The sequence below is a fragment of the Nocardioides nanhaiensis genome, assembly GCF_039542785.1.
In the GTDB taxonomy this organism is placed as follows: Bacteria; Actinomycetota; Actinomycetes; order Propionibacteriales; family Nocardioidaceae; genus Nocardioides; species Nocardioides nanhaiensis.
The window spans coordinates 659,047-679,127 of sequence record NZ_BAABIM010000002.1 but is presented as its reverse complement, the minus strand read 5'-3'; the positions used below and the strand labels follow the sequence as shown (position 1 = coordinate 679,127).

General features: G+C 74.0%; 18 protein-coding genes. 15 read left to right on the top strand and 3 right to left on the bottom strand.

Features of this window, described 5'->3' with window-relative positions:
• Window positions 1-15 precede the first annotated feature (15 nt).
• The 3 genes from ABD948_RS11390 to ABD948_RS11380 are packed head-to-tail and all read left to right on the top strand — an operon-like array spanning window position 16 to window position 3,036.
• Entirely contained in the window at window positions 16-1,131 is a 1,116-nt protein-coding gene (locus ABD948_RS11390) for an NAD(P)H-dependent amine dehydrogenase family protein (protein WP_345265807.1), read from the top strand.
• Window positions 1,128-1,955, top strand: coding sequence for an SDR family oxidoreductase (locus tag ABD948_RS11385; RefSeq protein WP_345265805.1), 828 nt, complete (start codon window positions 1,128-1,130; stop codon window positions 1,953-1,955). The genes ABD948_RS11390 and ABD948_RS11385 overlap by 4 nt, the downstream gene beginning before the upstream one ends.
• 10 nt (window positions 1,956-1,965) lie before the next feature.
• Window positions 1,966-3,036, top strand: a complete 1,071-nt coding sequence (locus ABD948_RS11380; protein ID WP_345265803.1) for an MBL fold metallo-hydrolase — start codon at window positions 1,966-1,968, stop codon at window positions 3,034-3,036.
• Between the two features lie 105 nt (window positions 3,037-3,141).
• Here the strand turns inward: ABD948_RS11380 and ABD948_RS11375 are convergent, their stop codons facing one another.
• Window positions 3,142-3,624, bottom strand: coding sequence for a GNAT family N-acetyltransferase (locus tag ABD948_RS11375; RefSeq protein WP_345265801.1), 483 nt, complete (start codon window positions 3,622-3,624; stop codon window positions 3,142-3,144).
• On the bottom strand, window positions 3,621-4,559 hold the full coding sequence (locus ABD948_RS11370) for an alpha/beta hydrolase (protein ID WP_345265799.1): 939 nt from the start codon (window positions 4,557-4,559) through the stop codon (window positions 3,621-3,623). The genes ABD948_RS11375 and ABD948_RS11370 overlap by 4 nt, the downstream gene beginning before the upstream one ends.
• 182 nt (window positions 4,560-4,741) lie before the next feature.
• Between ABD948_RS11370 and ABD948_RS11365 the strand changes: the two genes are divergently transcribed.
• The 7 genes from ABD948_RS11365 to ABD948_RS11335 all read left to right on the top strand — a co-directional run bounded on the left by ABD948_RS11365 (window position 4,742) and on the right by ABD948_RS11335 (window position 14,141).
• Entirely contained in the window at window positions 4,742-5,869 is a 1,128-nt protein-coding gene (locus tag ABD948_RS11365; RefSeq protein WP_345265797.1) for a thiamine ABC transporter substrate-binding protein, read from the top strand.
• A 19-nt stretch (window positions 5,870-5,888) separates the two neighbouring features.
• Entirely contained in the window at window positions 5,889-7,532 is a 1,644-nt protein-coding gene (locus ABD948_RS11360) for an ABC transporter permease (RefSeq protein ID WP_345265795.1), read from the top strand.
• Complete coding sequence (locus ABD948_RS11355; RefSeq protein WP_345265793.1) at window positions 7,532-8,518, top strand: ABC transporter ATP-binding protein; 987 nt, start codon at window positions 7,532-7,534, stop codon at window positions 8,516-8,518. Before ABD948_RS11360 ends, ABD948_RS11355 begins: the two co-directional genes overlap by 1 nt.
• A 96-nt stretch (window positions 8,519-8,614) precedes the next feature.
• Window positions 8,615-9,658 carry a phosphatase PAP2 family protein gene (locus ABD948_RS11350; RefSeq protein ID WP_345265791.1) on the top strand — a complete coding sequence of 348 codons (1,044 nt, stop codon included), beginning with the start codon at window positions 8,615-8,617 and terminating at the stop codon, window positions 9,656-9,658.
• A 287-nt stretch (window positions 9,659-9,945) separates the two neighbouring features.
• Entirely contained in the window at window positions 9,946-11,325 is a 1,380-nt protein-coding gene (locus tag ABD948_RS11345; protein ID WP_345265790.1) for a C40 family peptidase, read from the top strand.
• Window positions 11,326-11,412: 87 nt separating this feature from the next.
• On the top strand, window positions 11,413-13,464 hold the full coding sequence (locus ABD948_RS11340) for an acyl-CoA dehydrogenase family protein (protein ID WP_345265789.1): 2,052 nt from the start codon (window positions 11,413-11,415) through the stop codon (window positions 13,462-13,464).
• Window positions 13,465-13,478: 14 nt separating this feature from the next.
• Window positions 13,479-14,141: a class I SAM-dependent methyltransferase gene (locus ABD948_RS11335; RefSeq protein ID WP_345265786.1), complete on the top strand. Its 663-nt coding sequence runs from the start codon at window positions 13,479-13,481 to the stop codon at window positions 14,139-14,141.
• Between the two features lie 181 nt (window positions 14,142-14,322).
• On the opposite strand, the gene ABD948_RS11330 is transcribed toward ABD948_RS11335, so the two are convergent.
• Window positions 14,323-14,817, bottom strand: coding sequence for an inorganic diphosphatase (locus ABD948_RS11330; protein ID WP_345266795.1), 495 nt, complete (start codon window positions 14,815-14,817; stop codon window positions 14,323-14,325).
• Window positions 14,818-15,005: 188 nt separating this feature from the next.
• Between ABD948_RS11330 and dacB the strand changes: the two genes are divergently transcribed.
• Genes dacB through ABD948_RS11305 form a run of 5 tightly spaced genes read left to right on the top strand, consistent with a single transcriptional unit; the run spans window position 15,006 to window position 19,971 of the window.
• Complete coding sequence (gene dacB / locus ABD948_RS11325; RefSeq protein WP_345265784.1) at window positions 15,006-16,454, top strand: D-alanyl-D-alanine carboxypeptidase/D-alanyl-D-alanine endopeptidase; 1,449 nt, start codon at window positions 15,006-15,008, stop codon at window positions 16,452-16,454.
• Between the two features lie 52 nt (window positions 16,455-16,506).
• Complete coding sequence (locus ABD948_RS11320) at window positions 16,507-17,586, top strand: zinc-dependent metalloprotease (RefSeq protein WP_345265782.1); 1,080 nt, start codon at window positions 16,507-16,509, stop codon at window positions 17,584-17,586.
• Window positions 17,587-17,602: 16 nt separating this feature from the next.
• On the top strand, window positions 17,603-18,607 hold the full coding sequence (gene tilS / locus ABD948_RS11315) for a tRNA lysidine(34) synthetase TilS (protein WP_345265780.1): 1,005 nt from the start codon (window positions 17,603-17,605) through the stop codon (window positions 18,605-18,607).
• Between the two features lie 5 nt (window positions 18,608-18,612).
• The gene (hpt, locus tag ABD948_RS11310) at window positions 18,613-19,167 is read left to right on the top strand and encodes a hypoxanthine phosphoribosyltransferase (protein WP_345265778.1); all 555 of its coding nucleotides are present in this window, start codon (window positions 18,613-18,615) and stop codon (window positions 19,165-19,167) included.
• A 6-nt stretch (window positions 19,168-19,173) separates the two neighbouring features.
• Window positions 19,174-19,971 carry a class I SAM-dependent methyltransferase gene (locus ABD948_RS11305; RefSeq protein WP_345265776.1) on the top strand — a complete coding sequence of 266 codons (798 nt, stop codon included), beginning with the start codon at window positions 19,174-19,176 and terminating at the stop codon, window positions 19,969-19,971.
• The last annotated feature ends 110 nt before the right edge of the window (window positions 19,972-20,081 follow it).

The following is a 20,081-nucleotide window of genomic DNA, read 5'->3' as shown; positions in this document are numbered from 1 at the left end:
TTCTAGATTGCGCGCATGACGACGCCCGCCGCGCCCGAGCCCGCCGACCGCCCGCTCCGCACGGTGGTGTGGTCCACCGGCACGATCGGCCGCCACGCCATCGCCGGCATCGACCGGCACCCGGCGCTCGAGCTGGTCGGCGTCTGGGTCAGCAACCCGGCCAAGGACGGCCAGGACGCCGGCCGGCTGGCCGACCTGGACCGCGACCTCGGCGTGCTCGCCAGCACCGACCGCGAGGCCGTGCTCGGGCTCGAGCCCGACGTCATCGTGCACACCGCGATGGCCGACGACCGCGTCTTCGAGTGCATCGAGGACCTCGTGTCGTTCCTCGAGGCCGGCATCGACGTCGTGAGCAGCGGGCCCGTGCTGCTGCAGTGGCCCGAGAAGATCCTGCCGCCCGAGATGCTCGCGCGCATCGACGAGGTGTGCGCCCGCACCGGGGCCAGCCTCTACGTCAACGGCATCGACCCCGGCTTCGCCAACGACGTGCTGCCGCTGGTGCTCTCGAGCCTGAGCCAGCGCGTCGACCACGTGCGGATGATGGAGATCTGCAACTACGACACCTACACGCAGGACGTCGTCATGAACGACTTGTTCGGGTTCGGCAAGCCGCTCGACTTCCCGGCCTTCCTGTGGCAGCCGGGGATCCTGACCATGGCGTGGGGCTCGTGCGTGCGGCTGGTCGCGGCCGGTCTCGGGCTCACCCTCGACGACGAGCTGGTCGAGGAGGTCGACCGGCGACCGGCCGAGCGCAGCGTCACCACCCACTCGGTCGAGGTGGCCGAGGGCACGATGGGGGCGGTCAACTTCAAGCTCACCGGCACCGTGGACGGCGTCCCGCGGGTCACGCTCGAGCACATCACGCGCACGGCCGACGACCAGGTGCCCGAGTGGGACCAGTGGCCCGGCGGTGGGGGCGGCGGCTACCGCGTCGAGATCACCGGCGAGCCCTACCTGCGCCTGGACCTGACCCACCACGGCGAGCACGGCGACCACAACGTCTCCGGGATGATCACCACCGCCATGCGCATCGTCAACGCCGCGCCGCACGTGGTGGCGGCACGCCCCGGCATCGTCACCGCCCTCGACCTCCCGCTCGTCACCGGCCGCGGGCTGGTGGCCACGGCGTGAGCATCCTCGACCGGTTCCGCGTCACCGACCACGTCGCCGTCGTCACGGGTGCGGGGCGCGGCATCGGTGCCGCGACCGCCGTCGCCCTGGCGCAGGCCGGCGCCGACGTCGTGCTCTCCAGCCGCACCGAGAGCCAGCTGGAGCAGGTGGCCGAGCACGTGCGCGCGGCCGGTCGCCGTGCGCTGGTGGTGCCCGCCGACCTCAGCGACACCGACGCCGTCGCGGCGCTGGCGCAGCGCGCCGTCGACGAGTTCGGGCGGCTCGACACGGTGGTCAACAACGTGGGCGGCACGATCCCGAACGCCTTCCTCGACACCGACGTCGCCTACCTGGAGGAGGCCTTCCACTTCAACGTGAGCACTGCTCACGCGCTCTCCCGAGCGGCGGTGCCGCTGATGCTCTCGGCGGCGCCCGAGGGGCAGAAGTCGATCGTGAGCATCAGCTCGATGATGGGCCGGGCCTCCGGGCGCGGCTACCTTGCCTACGGCACTGCCAAGGCCGGGCTGGCGCACTGGAGCCGGCTGGCCGCCGCCGACCTGGCTCCGCACGTGCGCGTCAACGGCATCTTCGTGGGGTCGGTGATGACCAGCGCGCTCGAGTTCGTGGCCGGCGTGCCCGAGATGATGGAGCAGATGGAGTCCGGCACCCCGCTGGGTCGCGTGGGGGAGGCCGAGGACATCGCCGCCGCGGCGCTCTACCTGGCCTCGCGGGCCGGCCAGTACGTGACCGGCAAGCTGCTCGAGGTGGACGGCGGGATCCAGCAGCCCAACCTCGACCTGGCGCTGCCCGACCTCACCCCCACCTGGCCCGCCACGGACGCGTAGGGTCCGCCGGGTGACCTCCTCCGGCGTCAGTACCGCGGCCGCGATCTCGCCCGACAGTGGTGAGCACTGGGCCGCCGAGGGCGCCTGGCGCGTGGCCGACGGCGTCTGGCGCATCCCGCTGCCGCTCCCGATGGACGGCCTCAAGGCCGTCAACGTCTACGTGATCGAGACCGAGGAGGGGATCACCCTCGTCGACGGCGGCTGGGCCATCCCTGTGGCCCGCGAGCTGCTCGAGCGCTGCCTGCGCGACATCGGGTTCGGGTTCACCGACCTGCGGCGCTTCCTGGTGACCCACGTGCACCGCGACCACTTCACCCTCGCCACCGTGCTCGGCCACGAGTTCGGCGCCGAGGTGAGCCTGGGCATCGAGGAGAAGCCCGCGATCGACCTGCTCCACGACGCCGCGCACCTGACGGAGAGTCCCTTCGTGGCGGTGCTGCGCACCGCCGGCGCCCTCGAGGTGGCCGACCAGTGGGTGCGCATGGACGGCGAGCACGAGCTGCCCGACGCCGCCATCTGGGCCCCTCCCGACGTCTGGCTGCAGGGCGACCAGAGCATCGCCGTGGGCACCCGCACCCTGGACGCCGTCCACACGCCCGGGCACACCCCGGGCCACTACGTCTTCGCCGAGCAGGACGCCGGACTGCTCTTCGCCGGCGACCACGTGCTGCCCACGATCACCCCCTCGATCGGCTTCACGGTGCCGCCCGACGACCTGCCGCTGGGTCGCTTCCTGGCCTCGCTGCGCCGCGTCACCGAGCTGCCCGACCTCACCCTGCTGCCCGCGCACGGCCCCGTCGCGCCCTCCTCGCACGCCCGCGCCCACGAGCTGCTCGCCTTCCACGAGGCCCGTCTGTCCGCCAGCCTCGCCGCCGTGGCCGAGGGCGGGTCCACCGCCGACGAGGTGGCCCGCCGGATCGGCTGGACCCGCCACGAGCGCGACTACGCCGAGCTCGACGTCTTCAGCCAGGGGATGGCCGCCATGGAGACCAAGGCGCACCTGGAGCTGCTGGTGGTCCGGGGGCAGGCCACCGCGCGCGACGGCGACGGCGGGATCGTGTTCGCGCCGGTGGTGGGCTGACCCCGCGGGGGGATGAGATCTCCCCGGTCGGCCGGGGAGATCGCAACATGTCGGGCAACGCGTTGGCCGACAAGCTGCACAGCGGGCCGACAAGTCCGCCCGACGTCAGCCGCCGCGTGGCTCCCGGCGCATGGGCAGGTGGGGGATGCCGTCCTCCACGAACTCCGGCCCGCTGACGGCGAAGCCGAACCCTGCGTAGAACCCGGCCAGCGGCGACTGCGCGTCGAGCACGCACGCCCGGCCCCGCGGCCCGTCCGACCCGTGCTCGGCGTCCACCTCGGCCAGCGCCGCCTCCATCAGCGGCGCGGCGAGCCCACGACCCCGCGCCTCCCGCGCGAGCACGACCCGCCCGATCCGGGCCACCTCGCCGTCGTCGAGCAGGCGCAGGTAGCCGTGCAGCGCGCCCGTCGACTCCAGCAGCACGTGCCGAGTGCCGGGCTCGAGGTCGCGACCGTCCAGGTCGGGGTAGGGGCAGTCCTGCTCGACGACGAACACCTCCTGCCGCAGCCTCCAGACCGCGTAGGCGGTGCGGGTGTCGAGCTCGTCGAAGGCCAGCACCCTGACGCCGGCAGGCTGCACGGTGCTCACGCCGGCCGCCGCAGGAAGTCGAGCACGGTGCGGTGGGCGCGTGCGGCCTCGGGGATGCCTGGCAGCAGCGGGTAGACGTGGATCAGGTCGGGCTCCTCCACGTAGGTCAGCGGCCAGCCCGTGCCCGCGCCGCGGGTGGCGAGCATCCGGCAGCCCGGCTGCAGCACGTCGCGGGTGCCGCAGAACACGAGCGTGCGCGGCAGTCGTCCGAGCACCTCGCGCGGCGCGAGCGCCGGACTCACCTCGGTGCGGCCGAGGTCATCCGGGGTGCCGGCCCACCACGCGGCGTAGGCGCGCAGCTTGGAGAGGGACAACCACGGGTCGACGGCGTCGAGCGCCGCGGTCTCGGGTGTGGACTCGGCGAGGTCGACCCAGGGGGAGAGGAGCAGCAGCGAGTCCGGTAGGGCGGCCGCGTCGCCGCTGTCGCGGGCCAGCGTCACCGCCAGCGCGAGGGCGAGCCCGCCGCCGGCGGAGTCGCCGGCCAGCGTGACCGGGCCGGTCTCGGCCCAGCGGCGCAGGTCCTGCGCGAGCGCCTGGTGCGACGCCTCCCAGGTGTGCTCGGGCGCCAACGGGTAGTCGGGCATCACCACCCGCGCTCCCAGCGTCTCCGCCAGACGAGCGGCGTAACGCACGTGGAACGGGTCGATCGGCGCCACGAAGCCGCCACCGTGCAGGTAGTAGATCGTGCGCGACGGCGCCGACCGGCGCGGTGCGAACACCCAGGAGGTGAACTCGGGCCCCTCGCCGCGCAGCGTCTCGCGCACCAGGTGAAAGCGGCGACCGAACCGCGGCACCAGGCGGGTCGGGAGCTCGTGGCCGAGGGTGGTGTGCCAGCGGGTCAGGCGAGCCCGCTCCTCCTCGAGCGAGTCGAGCTCGCGCGAGCCCCGGATGCGTGGCACTGCACGGGCCAGCAGCTCGTGACGTCGACTCGGCATGGCGGGAGCCTGCCACAGCGCCGGCCCACGCCGTCCTGCTCGGTCGGTCCCAGTAGGCTGGCCGGTGAACGACAGGGGAGCACACCCGGGCGCACCGGGCGCGTGCTGAGAGTGCGGAGCCAACCAGGCCGGCCGCAGACCCTCCGAACCTGCTCCGGTTAGCACCGGCGAAGGGAGTCCACATGAGAACTCTGCGCACCGCGCCCACCCGCCGTCGCGGCCGGACCGGGCTGGCCGCCGCCGCCGTCCTGGCGCTGGCCACCTCGTGCAGCCTGGTCGGCACCGGCGAGGACGACCCCGCCGCCGTCGAGAGCACCGACGGCGGCGGCGCCACCTCCGAGCCGGGCGGCGAGGTGGTGCTGCTGACCCACGACAGCTTCGCGCTGCCCGACCAGGTGGTGGCCGACTTCGAGGCCGAGACCGGCATCGAGCTCACGATCCGCCCCGGCGGTGACGCCGGCGCGCTCACCAACCGCCTGGTGCTCAGCAAGGACAACCCGCAGGGCGACGCCGTGTTCGGCATCGACAACACCTTCGCCAGCCGGGCGCTCGAGGAGGGCGTGCTGGCCGACACCGACGACGACGCCGTCGCCTGGCCGGACGGCGTCGAGCAGTACGCGCTGCCGGGCGACGACGAGCAGCGACTCGCGCCGGTCGACAACGGCAACGTGTGCGTCAACGTGGACACGAGCTGGTTCGCCGAGAACGGCATCGAGGAGCCCGAGAGCCTCGACGACCTCACCGACCCCGCCTACGAGGGCCTCTTCGTCACTCCCGGCGCCGCCACCAGCTCACCCGGCCTGGCGTTCCTGCTCTCCACGGTCGCCGAGTACGGCGAGGACTGGCCCACCTACTGGGAGGACCTCGTGGCCAACGGCGCGCAGATCACCAGCGGGTGGACCGACGCCTACCAGGGCTCCTTCACCCAGGGCGGGGGCAAGGGCCAGCGGCCGATCGTGCTCAGCTACGACTCCTCGCCGGCGTTCACCGTCGCCGAGGGGTCCGACGAGAGCAGCACGCGCGCGCTGCTGGACACCTGCTTCCAGCAGGTCGAGTACGCCGGCGTGCTCGAGGGCGCCGAGAACCCCGACGGCGCCGCGGCCGTCGTCGCGTGGCTGCAGAGCCCCGAGGTGCAGGCCGCGCTGCCGGAGAGCATGTACGTCTTCCCGGTGGTCGACGGCGTGGAGCTGCCCGCGGACTGGGCGCGCTTCGCCGAGCGGCCCACCGACCCCTACGAGGTCGACCCGGCCGAGGTGGCCGCCAACCGGGACGACTGGCTGCGCGAGTGGACCGACGTCACGACCCGGTGACGCCCGTGACCGGAGCGGCATGAGGCGGGCGCTCGCCCTGCTCGGCCTGGCGGCGCTGCCGCTGGCCGTGCTCGGCGTGTTCTTCGCGCTGCCGGTGGCGGGCATGGTGGGGCGCGGGTTCTGGCCCGACGGCGCCTTCGACCCCGGCGCGGTCGCGGAGGTGCTGGCCCGCCCGCGCGTGCACCGGGTGCTGTGGTTCACCGTCTGGACGGCGAGCGTGGCGACGGCGGCGGCGCTGCTGCTCGGGCTGCCCGCGGCCTACGCGCTGCACCGGCTGGCACTGCCCCTGCGCGGGCTGGTGCGCGGTCTGCTGCTGGTGCCCTTCGTGCTGCCCACGGTGGTGGTGGGTGTGGCGTTCCGCCAGCTGCTCGGCGAGGGCGGCCCGCTGGCCGGTCTGGGGTGGGAGGGCACGCCGGTCGCCATCGTGCTCGGGCTGGTCTTCTTCAACGTGGCGGTGGTGGTGCGCACCGTGGGCGCGGCGTGGGAGTCGCTCGACCCGCGGCCGGGCGAGGCGGCCGCGGCGCTGGGTGCCTCGCCGGCGCAGGTCTTCCGCACCGTCACCCTGCCGGCGCTGCGACCCGCACTGGCGGGTGCGGCCAGCGTGGTCTTCCTGTTCTGCGCCACCGGCTTCGGCGTCGTGCTGACCCTGGGCGGCACGCGGTACTCCTCGGTGGAGACCGAGATCTACCTGCTGACCACCAACCTGCTCGACCTGCCCGCCGCGGCGGCGCTCTCGCTGCTGCAGCTGGTGGTCGTCGTCGGACTGCTGCTGGTGGCCGCGCGCACGAGGCGCGGCAGCGAGGCCGTGGTGCGACGCCGCGCCGGTCGCGCGGCCCGGCCGGTGCGTCCGCGCTGGCGCGACGCCCCGCAGGTGCTGCTCACCGTGCTGCTGCTGGCGGCCCTCGCTGCGCCCATCGGCGCGCTGGTGGTGGGCTCGCTGCGGGTCGACGGGGCCTGGAGCCTGGCCTACTACCGCGCGCTGGGCTCGCCGTCGCAGGACGGTCTGCTGGCCGTGCCGGTGGCGACGGCGATGCTCAACTCGCTCCGCACGGCCGTCGACGCCACCTGGATGGCGCTGCTGCTCGGCGGGCTGGTCGCGCTCACCGTGACGCGGCGCTCGCGCGGTCGCGGTGAGCGGCGGGTGCGGGCCACGCTCGACGGGCTGTTCATGCTGCCGCTGGGTGTCTCCGCCGTCACCGTCGGGTTCGGGCTGCTGATCACCCTCGACAGCGGCGTGCTGGACCTGCGCGACTCGCCGCTGCTGGTGCCGATCGCCCAGGCCCTGGTGGCGCTGCCGCTGGTGGTGCGCACGCTGGTGCCGGTGCTCGCCGGCATCGACGACCGCCAGCGCCAGGCAGCGGCCTCCCTGGGTGCGGGTCCGCTGAGAGCAGTGCTCACCGTCGATCTGCCGGTGGTGTGGCGGCCGCTGCTGGCGGCCGCGGGGTTCGCCTTCGCCGTCTCCCTCGGCGAGTTCGGCGCCACCGCCTTCCTCGCCCGCGACGACGCCCCCACCATGCCCGTGGCCATCTTCCGGCTGATCGGCCACCCCGGCCTGCTCAACTACGGCATGGCGCTGGCCGCCTCGGTGCTGCTCGCCGCGGCCACGGCCGTCGTCGTGCTGGCCGTCGAGCGGCTGCGCGTGCCCGCGATGGGTGCGTTCTGATGCTCGAGGTGCGCGACCTCGCCGTCGCCTACGACGGCGTGCCCGCCGTGGAGGGCGCCAGCGTGACGGTGCCCGACGGCGGCGTGCTGGCGGTGCTCGGCCCCTCGGGCTGCGGCAAGTCCACGCTGCTGCGCGCCGTCGCCGGCCTGGAGGCTCCGAGCGCCGGCAGCATCCGGTGGGACGGCCGCGACCTGGCGCGGGTGCCGACGCACCGCCGCGGGTTCGCGCTGATGTTCCAGGACGGGCAGCTCTTCGAGCACCTCACCGTGGCCCGCAACGTGGCCTACGCGCTACGGCTACGGCGGGTGCCGGCCGCCCGCCGCGAGGCGCGGGTGGCCGAGCTGCTGGCGCTCGTGGGGTTGGAGGGCTTCGCAGGGCGGATGCCGGGCACCCTCTCCGGCGGCGAGCGGCAGCGGGTCTCGCTGGCGCGCTCGCTGGCCGCCGAACCGCGGCTGCTGCTGCTCGACGAGCCTCTCTCGGCGCTCGACGCCGGTCTGCGCGAGCGGCTCGCCGGCGACCTCGCCGCCATCCTGCGTGCCGCGGGCACCACGACGCTGCTGGTGACCCACGACCACGAGGAGGCCTTCGCGGTGGCCGACTCGCTGGTGGTCATGCGCGCGGGCCGCGTGGTGCAGCAGGGCCCCATCGCCGACGTCTGGGCGCACCCCGCCGACGCCGACACCGCCCTGTTCCTGGGCTACGCGCGGGTGCTGGAGGGCGAGGCCGCCTACCGGGTGCTCGCCGCCGGCGACCTGCCTCCGGCGCCGGCGGTCGCCCTGCGCCGCTCGGCGCTGCGGGTGACCGACGGACCCGGGCTCGAGGCCGTCGTCCGCACCGCCCGCGCCACACCCGAGCTGGGGCGGCTCGTCGTCGAGCTGGCGGGGGTGGGGGAGACGGACGCCGTGTGCCCGCCGGGTCGGCTGCCGGCACCGGGGGAGCGGGTACGGCTGACCCTGGACGCCTCGCGGCTGGCGCTGCTCGGCTGACGCGGGAGCGCTGGGGGGTGGCGCCGCGCGCCACCGGGACGAGGCTCACGCGTCGCTGAATGGGCATCGACTGGTCACGCTTATTACACTGAGGAGGTGTATCGCCGCGCCTACGTCCTCCTGGTGGCCCTGGCCGTCCTGATGGGCGGGCTGGCCGTGGCGGCGGCGATCGCCCTGGACCGGACGCTGGCCGACCCCGAGGGCAGCTTCCTCGGACCCTCCTACCTGCGGCTCCCGCTGCTGCTGCTGGGCGCTCTGCTGCTCGACCTGCTCCCGCGGGTGGTGTGGCTCTCGCGCGGGAGGCCCGGCTCGGTGCCCACGATCGTGCGCGAGCGGCTGCGCACCCACTGGACCCGTGAGCGGCTGACCCTGGTCTCCCTCGGCGTCATCTGCTTCTACATCGTCTACGTCAGCTACCGGAACCTGAAGTCGTTCCTGCCCGACCTGATCGAGACCAAGTACGACCGCGAGCTGCACCTGGTGGACCGGGTGCTGATGTTCGGCAACGACCCCTCCGACATCCTGCACTTCCTGCTGGGCACCACCTTCACCGCGCACATCCTCAGCTACATCTACCTGTGGTTCATCCCGATGGTGCCGCTGGGCGTCACGGCCTGGCTGGTGTGGTCGCGCAACCTCTCCTACGGCTACTGGTTCGTCACCTCCCAGTGCATCGCCTGGACCCTCGGCACCGCCTCGTACTACATGCTCCCCACCCTCGGGCCCGGGTTCGAGTACCCCGCGAAGTACGCCGACCTCTCGCACACGCCGACCACCGACCTGATGGAGGCCCTGGCCAGCGACCGCAACGAGGTGGTCGCCTTCGACGTGCCGGGGGCCATGCAGACCGTGGCCGGGTTCGCGAGCCTGCACACCGCCATCACGCTGCTGCTGGCGCTCACGGTGCACTTCACGATCCGCTCGCGCGCCGCCCGCTGGGCGGTGTGGGTCAACTTCGGGCTCACCATCGTGGCCACGCTGTACTTCGGCTGGCACTACATCGCCGACGACATCGCCGGCATCCTGATCGCCCTGGCCTCCTTCTACCTCGGCGGCATCGCCACGGGTCAGAAGTTCGACAAGCACGGCCTCGCCTCGCACCCGACGACGACCACCTCCAAGGTCCCCGTCGACCGCTGAGCTCGCCGCCCCCGGAGGTCTGGTTTGGGCCGGTGGGGTCGGTGGGATCGCTGCGGGCATGACCCTGGCCCGTGCGACGGCCACAGGGGCGGTGAGCGCTGGCGGCGAAAACTACATGGTTGTAGTTTGCAAGCCGACACGCCGATGGATCTGAGATTTCTGCCTCGCACTGTTTCCAGCGGGGCGAAAGCGCACTAGCGTGCAGCGTGTTGCTCGTGTGACTGACGGGGTTGATGTGGTAGCCGCGGTCCGGGTGACGACCCCCGCCCCCGCTTGCAGGAGATCCCGTGCGCTTGCCGCTCCGCCCCGTCCCGCACGCCCGCCCCCACCTGCGGCCCCACCTGCGACCCCGGCTGGCCACCGCGGCCCTGGCCTCGCTCGCGCTGGTGGCCGGGCTCTCGACCAGCGGTGCCCACCTCGCGCTCGCCGACGAGACCGTGCCCTCGCGCGAGCAGGTGCGCGCCGCCGACGAGGCGGCCGAGGGGGCCGCGCTCGACGCCGCCGCCGTCGAGCAGGCGCTCGCCGCGGCCACCGGCCGCGCCGAGGCGGCGGCCGTCGCCGCCCAGCAGGCGGCGGAGGCCTACAACGGCGCTCGCTGGCGGCTGCAGGAGGCCCGGCGCGCGGCCCGCTCCGCGGAGGCGCTGGAGCAGGAGGCGCTCGCCCGGGAACAGGCGGCCACCGACGCCTACGGCGACCAGGTGGTCGACTCCTACGAGTCCGTGCCCGAGCTCTCGGGCCTGACCGCGCTGCTGGGCAGCGAGGACGTCGGCACCGTGCTGGAGCGCAGCGACGTGCTGCGCAACGCCGGCGAGGCGATGGACTCGCGCCACGACACCTACCTCGCGGCCAGCGAGGCTGCCGGGACGGCCAGCGAGCAGGCCGACGCGGCACGTGACGACGCCGACGCCGCCGCCGCGGACGCCCGCGGGGCCCGCGACGACGCCCAGGCCGCCCAGGCCGCCGCCGCCAGCGAGGCACAGTCCGTCGCAGCCGAGAAGCAGCGGCTGCTCTCTGAGCTGGCCCGCCTGCAGGGCGTCTCGGTGCGCCTGGCCGAGCAGCGCCAGGCAGGACTCGAGCTGCGGGCGCAGGAGGCGGCCGCCGCCGAGGCCCGCGCCGAGCAGGAGGCAGCCGAGCAGGAGGCAGCCGAGGAGGCAGCGGCACAGCAGCCGGCACCTCCCGCGGAGCCGCCGGCCCCCGCGCCGTCCGACCCGGCACCCGAGCCCGACCCGGAGCCCGACCCGGAGCCGGAGCCCGACCCCGCGCCGGCGCCGGAGCCCGCACCCGACCCCGCGCCCGCCCCGAGCGGCGGCGCGTCGTCGGCGATCGAGTTCGCCCGCGCCCAGATCGGCGAGCCCTACCGCTGGGCGGCGGCAGGCCCGGACGCCTGGGACTGCTCGGGTCTGACGATGGGGGCCTGGGAGCGCGGCGGCACCAGCCTGCCGCACTACTCCGTGGCGCAGTACGAGCAGTCGACGCCGATCTCGGCCGGCGACCTGCGACCCGGCGACCTGGTGTTCTGGGGCTCCTCGAGCAGCGCCTCGTCGATCTACCACGTGGCCATCTACTCCGGCGACGGCATGATCATCCACGCCCCGCGCACCGGCCGCGACGTCGAGGAGGTCTCGATGTACTACTGGATCGCGCCCACGCACTACGCCCGCCCCTGATCCGGCCGGGGTCACGGGCCCGACCACGTGCTCTGGACCACCCGTGAAGCCCTCCCGGGCGTGGCTACTGGTGGGTACCGTGGAGGCATGGCCACCGACACCGCAGGGCCCGTCACCACTCCGTCCCCGGCCGGCACCGCGCCGTCCACGAGCTCCGGCGGCTCCGCCGGCTCGGGCTACACGCCGCCGTCCGTCGACGTCGAGGCGCTGACCGGCTACCTCGACGGCCGCTACCGCGAGGTGCGCCAGCTGGTGCGCAGCAACCTGGCGGAGTACCAGTCGGTGCTGCACGACCGCGAGACGATGGACGCCACCGCGTTCCGGGAGCGGGTCAAGGAGATCGTCCTCGACCTGGCCGCCACCGGCCAGACCGGCATGGGCTTCCCCGAGGAGTACGGCGGCGGTGGCGACATCGGCGCCTCGGTCGCGGCCTTCGAGACCCTCGCGCTCGGCGACCTCTCGGTGCTGGTCAAGGTCGGCGTCCAGTTCGGGCTCTTCGGCGGGGCGATCCTGCAGCTGGGCACCAAGCCCCATCACGACACCTACCTCGACGACCTGGTGACCGGCCGCCTGATGGGCTGCTTCGCGATGACCGAGAGCGGGCACGGCAGCAACGTGCAGGCGCTGGGCACCGTGGCCACCTACGACCTGGCCAGCCAGGAGTTCGTGATCGAGACCCGCGGCGAGCAGGCCAACAAGGACTACATCGGCAACGCTGCCGCCCACGGCGAGGTGGCCGTGGTCTTCGCGCAGCTCGAGGTCGGTGGCGAGTCGCACGGCGTCCACGCCTTCGTGGTGCCGATCCGGCGCGACGGCGAGGTGCTGCCCGGCGTGCGGATCGAGGACGACGGACCCAAGATGGGGCTGCCCGGCGTCGACAACGGACGCATCTGGTTCGACGGCGTCCGCGTGCCGCGGCAGGCGTTGCTCAACCGTTTCGCCGACGTCTCCGCGTCCGGGGTGTACGAGAGCCCGATCGACAACCCCGGCCGGCGCTTCTTCACCACTCTCGGCACGTTGGTGCAGGGGCGCGTGTGCGTGGGCGGGGCCGGCATCAACGCGAGCAAGGTGGCGATCACGATCGCCACCAAGTACGCGCTGCAGCGCCGTCAGTTCGAGGCCACCAGCGAGACCGAGGAGGAGTTGCTCCTCGACTATGGCCTGCACCAGCGCCGCCTGTTCCCGCTGCTCGCCGACACCTACGCGCTGCACTTCCTGCAGGAGCGCGTGGCCGCCGAGCTGCACGAGGTGTTCACCACCCACGACGAGTCCGAGGCGGGCGAGAAGCGCCGTCGCGAGCTGGAGAGCCTGGCCGCCGGCAGCAAGGCCGTGGGCACCTGGCACGCCACCCGCACCATCCAGGAGTGCCGCGAGGCGTGCGGCGGCGCCGGGTACCTCGCCGTCAACCGCTTCGCCGCGCTCAAGGCCGACACCGACGTCTTCACCACCTTCGAGGGCGACAATCACGTGCTCATGCAGCTCGTGGCGAAGGGCCTGCTGACCGACTACGCCAGCGGCTTCGAGGACCTCGACCAGTTCGGGATGGTCAGGTTCGTGGCCAACCTCGGCGTCGAGACCGTGCTGGAGAAGACCGGCGTGCACAAGTGGATCGAGCGGATCCGCGACGTGCTGCCCGGTGGTGACGACGGCTGGGACCCCGAGGCCGGCCTGCTCGACCCCGAGTACCAGCTGGCGATGCTGCGCTTCCGCGAGGACCACGTGATCGGTGGCGTCGCCCGCCGCCTCAAGCGCGGCATGGACGCCGGCATGAACCCCGGCGCCGTCTTCTCCCGGGTGCAGGACCACGTGATCGCCGCGGCCCGCGCCCACGTGGAGCGTGTGGTGCTGGAGACCTTCGTGGAGCGCTACCGCGCCCTGCCCGAGGGGGATCTGAAGCAGGCGATGGGGCTGCTCTGCGACCTGCACGCCCTCACCCGCATCGAGGCCGACCGGGCCTGGTTCATGGAGCACGGCCGGCTCTCCGCGATGCGCTCGAAGGCCATCAGCCGCGAGATCAACTCGCTGTGCCGCAAGATCCGCCCGATCGCCGAGGACCTCGTCGACGGGCTGGGGGTGCCCGAGGAGATGCTGCAGGTGGCCGGTCTCGAGGGCACGCGGCTGCTGCCGACGGCCGGCTAGGCCGGGCGCCCTCGATGAGGATCCCCGGGTTCGGCGGCTGGAGCGAGAACCCGCTCTGGGCGCCGATCTACGACTGGACGGTCGAGCACCCGAGGCTGGGCGGGCTCGCGTGGGCCGCCGGACTGCAGAGCGACTTGCGGCGCCTCTACGCGGCCGCCGCCGAGATCGGCGAGCAGCCCGACGGCGCCTGCGTGCTCGACGTCCCCTGTGGGGGCGGCGTGGCGCTGCGGGGTCTGCGACCCGGGCAGGACGTGCGCTACGTGGCCGCCGACATCGCGCCCGCCATGCTCGACCGCACGCGCGCCGCGGCCCGCCGGCGCGGGCTCGACCACCTCGTGCAGACGCGGGTCGCCGACGTCGGCGACCTGCCCTTCGGTGACGACGAGTTCGACCTCGTCGTCACCTTCACCGGCCTGCACTGCTTCCCCGAGCCGGCGCGCGCCGTCGTCGAGATGGTGCGGGTGCTGCGCCCCGGCGGAGTGCTCACCGGCAGCGCGCTGCTCAACGACTCCGGGCTGCAGCACGAGCCGATGCGCCGGGTGGGTCGCCTGGCCGGCCTGCTCGGCCCCGGCTGCACCGGCCCCGAAGTCGTGCACTGGCTGCAGGCGCAGGGGTGCCACGACGTGACCCTCGAGCGCTCGGGCGCCGTCGGCTACCTGCGCGCCGTCAAGGGCTGAGGAGCCCGGCTGCCCGGATGCTCGGGGCGGCCATGCCCCCGGGGGTACGCCGTGATCCCACGTGGACGTGGGAACACGGAACAGGGGGGCCAGAATTCTGGCCCGCAGGTTCCGCGATCACACGTGGACGTGGGATCGCCTCCTACCCCCCCGGGGTACCCGAAACGGTCGACGACGCGGCTCAGTAGTGGCCGTCGTTGTCCTCGAACCGCTTGAAGCTGGCGTGCACCTCGGCCTCGGCCTCGTGGCGGCCGACCCAATCGGCGCCCTCGACGGACTTGCCGGGCTCGAGGTCCTTGTAGACCTCGAAGAAGTGCTGGATCTCGAGGCGGTCGAACTTGGGCAGGTGGCTGATGTCGCGCATGTGCTCCATGCGCGGGTCGGTGGCCGGCACGCAGAGCACCTTGTCGTCGCCGCCGGCCTCGTCGGTCATCCGGAACATGCCGATCGCCCGGCACTTGATCAGGCAGCCGGGGAAGGTGCGCGACTGCAGGATCACCAGCGCGTCGAGCGGGTCGCCGTCCTGGCCGAGGGTGTTCTCGATGTAGCCGTAGTCGGCCGGGTACGCGGTGGAGGTGAAGAGCACCCGGTCCAGGCGGATGCGGCCGGACTCGTGGTCGACCTCGTACTTGTTGCGCTCCCCCTTGGGGATCTCCACCAGGACGTCGAACTCCAGCACGTGTTCCTCCAGCGTCGTCGGGCCGGACTCACGGACCGGCTGCCTGCACACCCGGTCGCCCGGGCGGGTGTCATCCTCGCGCACAATGGCCGCCAACGTGCACTTGCGAAGGGGGATGGATGGCCGGGCGTGACGCACGCCACCCTCCCACGGGTGGCCGGCCCCGTCGTCGGGGGCGCTGGGCGGTGCTCGTCCTCGCGCTCGTGCTGGTGGCCGCCGGTCTGGTCTCCTGGCGCCTGGGCTGGCTCGAGGAGCACGCGGCACCGGCGCTCGAGGCGGCCGTCGACCAGGTGGGCGAGTGGGTCGGCCTGGGTGACGACGACGCCCCGCCGCCGTCCGACGACCCCGGCTCGGTCGCCGCACCGCCCGAGCTGGCGCTGCCCCCGCTGACCCGCCCCGCCGTCGCGGCGCCCGCCGTCGAGCCGGCCGCCCTGGCGTCGAGCCGGGTGCGCGCCGCCGTGCAGCCCTGGCTGGCCGAGCGCAGCCTGGGCCGCCACGTGATCGGCGCCGTCGGCAGCCTCGAGGAGGGCCCCGCGGTGTTCGAGCAGCGCGAGGGTGCACCGACCGCCGTGCCCGCCTCGACCACCAAGGTCGTCACCACCACCGCGGCCCTGCTGGCCCTCGGGCCCGACCACACCTTCACCACCCGCGTGGTGGCCGGCGGCGGCGACCGGGTGGTGCTCGTGGGCGGCGGCGACCCGCTGCTGGCGCGCCAGCGCTCCGACGAGACGACGCCCTACCCGGCCCGCGCCGACCTGGAGACCCTGGCCCAGCGCACCGCCCGCGCCCTGCGTCGCGACGGCGTGCGCCGGGTGAGCCTCGGCTACGACGACAGCCTCTTCACCGGCCCTGCGGTCAACCCCACCTGGGAGGCCGACTACGTGCCGGACGGCGTCGTCTCGCCGATCACGGCGCTGTGGGCCGACCAGGGCCGCGACCCCGACGGCTTCGGCCGGGTGGCCGACCCCGCGCTCGACGCCGCGCAGACCTTCGCCCGCGCCCTGCAGGCGGTCGGCGTCCGCGTGGTGGGCGCCCCCGAGCGCGGAGTCGCCGGCACCGGCGGCGCCACGCTGGCCAGCGTGAGCAGTGCGCCGCTCGGTGAGATCGTGGAACGGGTGATGGACGTCAGCGACAACGAGGCCGCCGAGGTGCTGCTGCGCCACGTCGGCCTGGCCGAGGCCGGCGAGGGCTCCTCGGCTGCCGGCCAGCGCGCCGTCCGCGCGCTGCTGCAGCGCGAGGGCGTGCAGCTGCAGGGGGTGCTGCACGACGGCAGCGGACTCTCCCGGGCCAACCGGCTCGCTCCGTTCTCGCTGGTCCAGGTGCTGCGCCTCGCCGCCGCGCCCGAGCACCCCGAGCTGCGCCACGTGGCCACCGGCATGCCCGTGGCCGGCTTCACCGGCTCGCTCGACGACCGCTTCGACGGCCCGCTGCCCGACGCCCGCGGGCGCGTGCGCGCCAAGACCGGCACGCTCACGAACGTCTTCGCGCTCGCGGGCTACGCCGTGGGCCCCGACGGCGTCCCGATGGCCTTCGCGCTGATGGCCGACCGGATCGACCCCCAGGTCGAGGGGCTGGCCCAGCCCGCGCTCGACAACGCCGCCGCCGCTCTCGGCGCCTGCCGCTGCGGCGCCTGAGCGCCGACGCGGCGTCGGGGTCACCTCGCCGGGCGTCGTCTACCGTCGACCCATGAGCTCTGAGCTGGCCCGCGACACCGACCGCGACCCCGACCGCGACCCGGCCGGCGAGATGATCGACTGGGAGCTCGCGGTGCGCCTGGGCTCCAAGCTGGCGGGCGAGGGCCCCGAGGTCACCCGCGCCGAGGCCGACGCCGTCGTCGCGGAGCTGCGGATGGGTGCCGACCGCTCCACCGGGCTGGTGCGCGACTTCACCGGCCTCGAGGCCGGGCAGGGCACCGCGCCCGTGCTCGTCGTCGACCGGGCCGGGTGGGTCCAGGCCAACGCCGACGGGTTCCGGCACGCCATCGGCCCGCTGGTCGAGAAGCTGGCCGCCACCAAGCCGCCCACCGGGCTGGCCAAGGCTGTCGGCTCGCGCATCACCGGCGCGGAGGTCGGGGGGCTGCTGGGCTTCCTCGGCGGCAAGGTGCTGGGTCAGTTCGACCCTTTCCACGCCCCCGACGGCCGGCTGCTGCTGGTGGCGCCCAACATCGTGCACGTGGAGCGCGAGCTCGACGTCGACCCGCACGACTTCCGACTCTGGGTGTGCCTGCACGAGGAGACCCACCGGGTGCAGTTCACCGCCGTGCCCTGGATGCGCGAGCACATGTTCGCCCAGGTGCAGGCGATCGCCGACACCGTCGAGCCCACCTCGATGCTCGAGGACGGCCTGGGCCGGCTCGTCGAGGCCGTCAAGGGCGGCGCCCGCGGTGGCGGCCTGGTGGAGATGCTCAGCACCCCCGAGCAGCGCGAGATCATGGACGGCGTCACCGGCATGATGTCGCTGCTCGAGGGCCACGCCGACGTGGTGATGGACGGCGTCGGGCCCTCGGTGATCCCCTCGGTGGAGCACATCCGGGGCCGGTTCAACCAGCGCCGCCAGGGCGTCGGCACCCTCGACCGGCTGCTGCGCCGCCTGCTCGGCCTCGACGCCAAGATGGCGCAGTACCGCGACGGCGCCGCCTTCGTGCGGGGCGTCGTCGACAAGGTCGGCATGGCGGAGTTCAACGCCGTCTGGGAGTCGCCCGCGCACCTGCCCAGCAAGGCCGAGATCGCCGACCCCGACGCCTGGGTCGCCCGCGTGCTCGCCTGAGTCGGACGTCGAGCACGTGCCCCACGACCCGGTCTTCCGCCTCCGGCAGGCCGTCCGCGCGACCCTCGACGCCGAGCAGTCGCCTCCGGCCACCCTGCTCGTCGCCTGCTCGGGCGGCGCCGACTCCCTGGCGTTGCTGCTGGGCGTGATCGCCGAGCGAGACGGTGGCCGCGGCGAGGCCCCGGAGCTGCGCGTCGTCGGCGTGACGGTCGACCACGACCTGCAGGAGGGCTCCGCGGCGCAGGCGCAACGTGTGGTGGCCCAGATGGCGACCCTCGGCGTCGACGAGACCGTGGCCACGCGCGTGCGGGTCGAGGGCGCCGGGCAGGGCGTGGAGGCCGCGGCCCGCGAGGCGCGCTACGCCGTGCTGGAGCAGGTGGCCGAGCACGTGGGCGCCGACCTCGTGCTGCTCGGCCACACCCTCGACGACCAGGCCGAGACCGTGCTGCTCGGCCTGGCCCGCGGCTCGGGCGGCCGCAGCCTGGGCGGGATGCGCCGCGGCTTCGGGCGCTTCCGCCGGCCCCTGCTCCAGCTGCGCCGCGCCGACACGGAGGCCGCCTGCGCGCAGGCGGGCGTCGAGCCGTGGCAGGACCCCCACAACGCCGACCCGCGCTTCCTGCGCCCGCGCGTGCGCCACACCGTGCTCCCCACGCTCGAGCGCGAGCTGGGCCCCGGCGTCGCCGAGACGCTGGCGCGCACCGGCTGGCAGCTGCAGGACGACGCCGAGGCGCTCGAGGCGCTGGCCCGCGAGGCGGCCGAGCGGGTCGCCCACCCCGGGGGAGGGCTCGACGTCGTCGCGCTGGCCGCGCTGCACCGGGCGGTGCGCACCCGCGTGCTGCACGCCGCGGCGCTCGCCGCAGGCTGCCCGCCGTCGGAGCTGGGCGCCGTCCACGTGGCCGCGCTCGAGGCGCAGGTGCACAACACCACCCTCCTGCCGCGCGAGGTGCAGCTGCCCGGGCACGTGCGAGCGGTGCGGGCGGGGGACCACCTGCGGTTCGAGCGCGCGCCTGTGGCACGCTGACGCGCATGGACGCCGCCCACGTCGAGAGCGACCTCGTCAACGTGCTGTACACCGAGGCACAGATCCAGGAGCGGATCGGCGAGCTGGCCGCCGAGATCGAGCGCGACTACGAGGGCAAGGACCTGCTGATCGTCGGCGTGCTGCGCGGCGCCGTCATGGTGATGGCCGACATGGCCCGCGCCCTGTCGCGCCACGTGGAGATGGACTGGATGGCGGTCTCCTCCTACGGGTCGGGCACCAAGTCCTCCGGCGTCGTGCGGATCCTCAAGGACCTCGACTCCGACATCTCCGGGCGCCACGTGCTCGTCGTCGACGAGATCATCGACTCGGGCCTGACGCTCACCTGGCTGACCGCCAACCTCACCTCCCGCAGCCCCGCGAGCGTCGAGATCTGCACCCTGCTGCGCAAGCCCGAGGCCCAGAAGATGCCGGTGGACGTGAAGTACGTGGGCTGGGACATCCCCAACGAGTTCGTCGTCGGCTACGGCCTGGACTACCGCGAGAACTACCGCAACCTGCGCGACATCGGCACGCTCGCCCCGCACGTCTACGGCGGCTGAGCAGGCGTGGGTCGGCTCCCCGGTCGGGCCGCGCGCACCGAGCTCCGGCGCAGGGCCTCGGCGGTCCTCGCGGCGGCCCGCGGTGACGCCCCCACCCCGCGGCCGGCTGCCGTGCGGCGGGCGCCGACTGCTCCCGGACGACGCCGCTCGAACCCCCTGCGGGTCTGGTTCAAGCAGCACGAGGGACGCGTCGTCAACAAGTGGGTGCACTACCTGGACGTCTACCACCGCCACTTCGCCCCCTTCCGCGGTCGTCCCGTGACGTTGCTGGAGTTCGGGGTGAACCGCGGCGGGTCCCTGCAGATGTGGCGCGACTACCTGGGTCCGCAGGCGCGGATCATCGGGGTCGACGTCGACCCCGAGTGCGCCGCCTTCGCGGCCGAGGGCATCGAGGTGGTGATCGGCGACCAGGAGGACCGGCAGTTCCTGCGCGACCTCGTCGCGCGGATCGGACCGCTCGACATCGTCGTCGACGACGGCGGCCACACGATGCGGCAGCAGATCGCCACCTTCGAGGAGGTCTGGCCCGCCGTCGTGGACGGCGGCGTGCTGGTGGTCGAGGACCTGCACACCAGCTACTGGAACGGCTACGGCGGCGGTCTGCGGCGCGAGGGCACGTTCGTGGAGTACGTCAAGGGGCTCGTCGACCAGCTGCACGCCTGGCACTCGCGCCAGCCCGAGCCGGAGGTCGACGACTACACGCGCACGATCCGCGGCATGCACGTCTACGACAGCATCGTGGTGCTCGACAAGGGGACCGTCGATCGTCCGCGTGCGCGCCGCAGCGGCCACCGCGGGCGCTGATCGGGGAACACCCGGCGTCGCCCGTCCGTTGCCACCACGTGCCTGCGAGAATGGGCCGTGGGGGAGGGCGCGTGTAGCGTCGATCCCCAACCGAGCAGCATCCGAGCAGC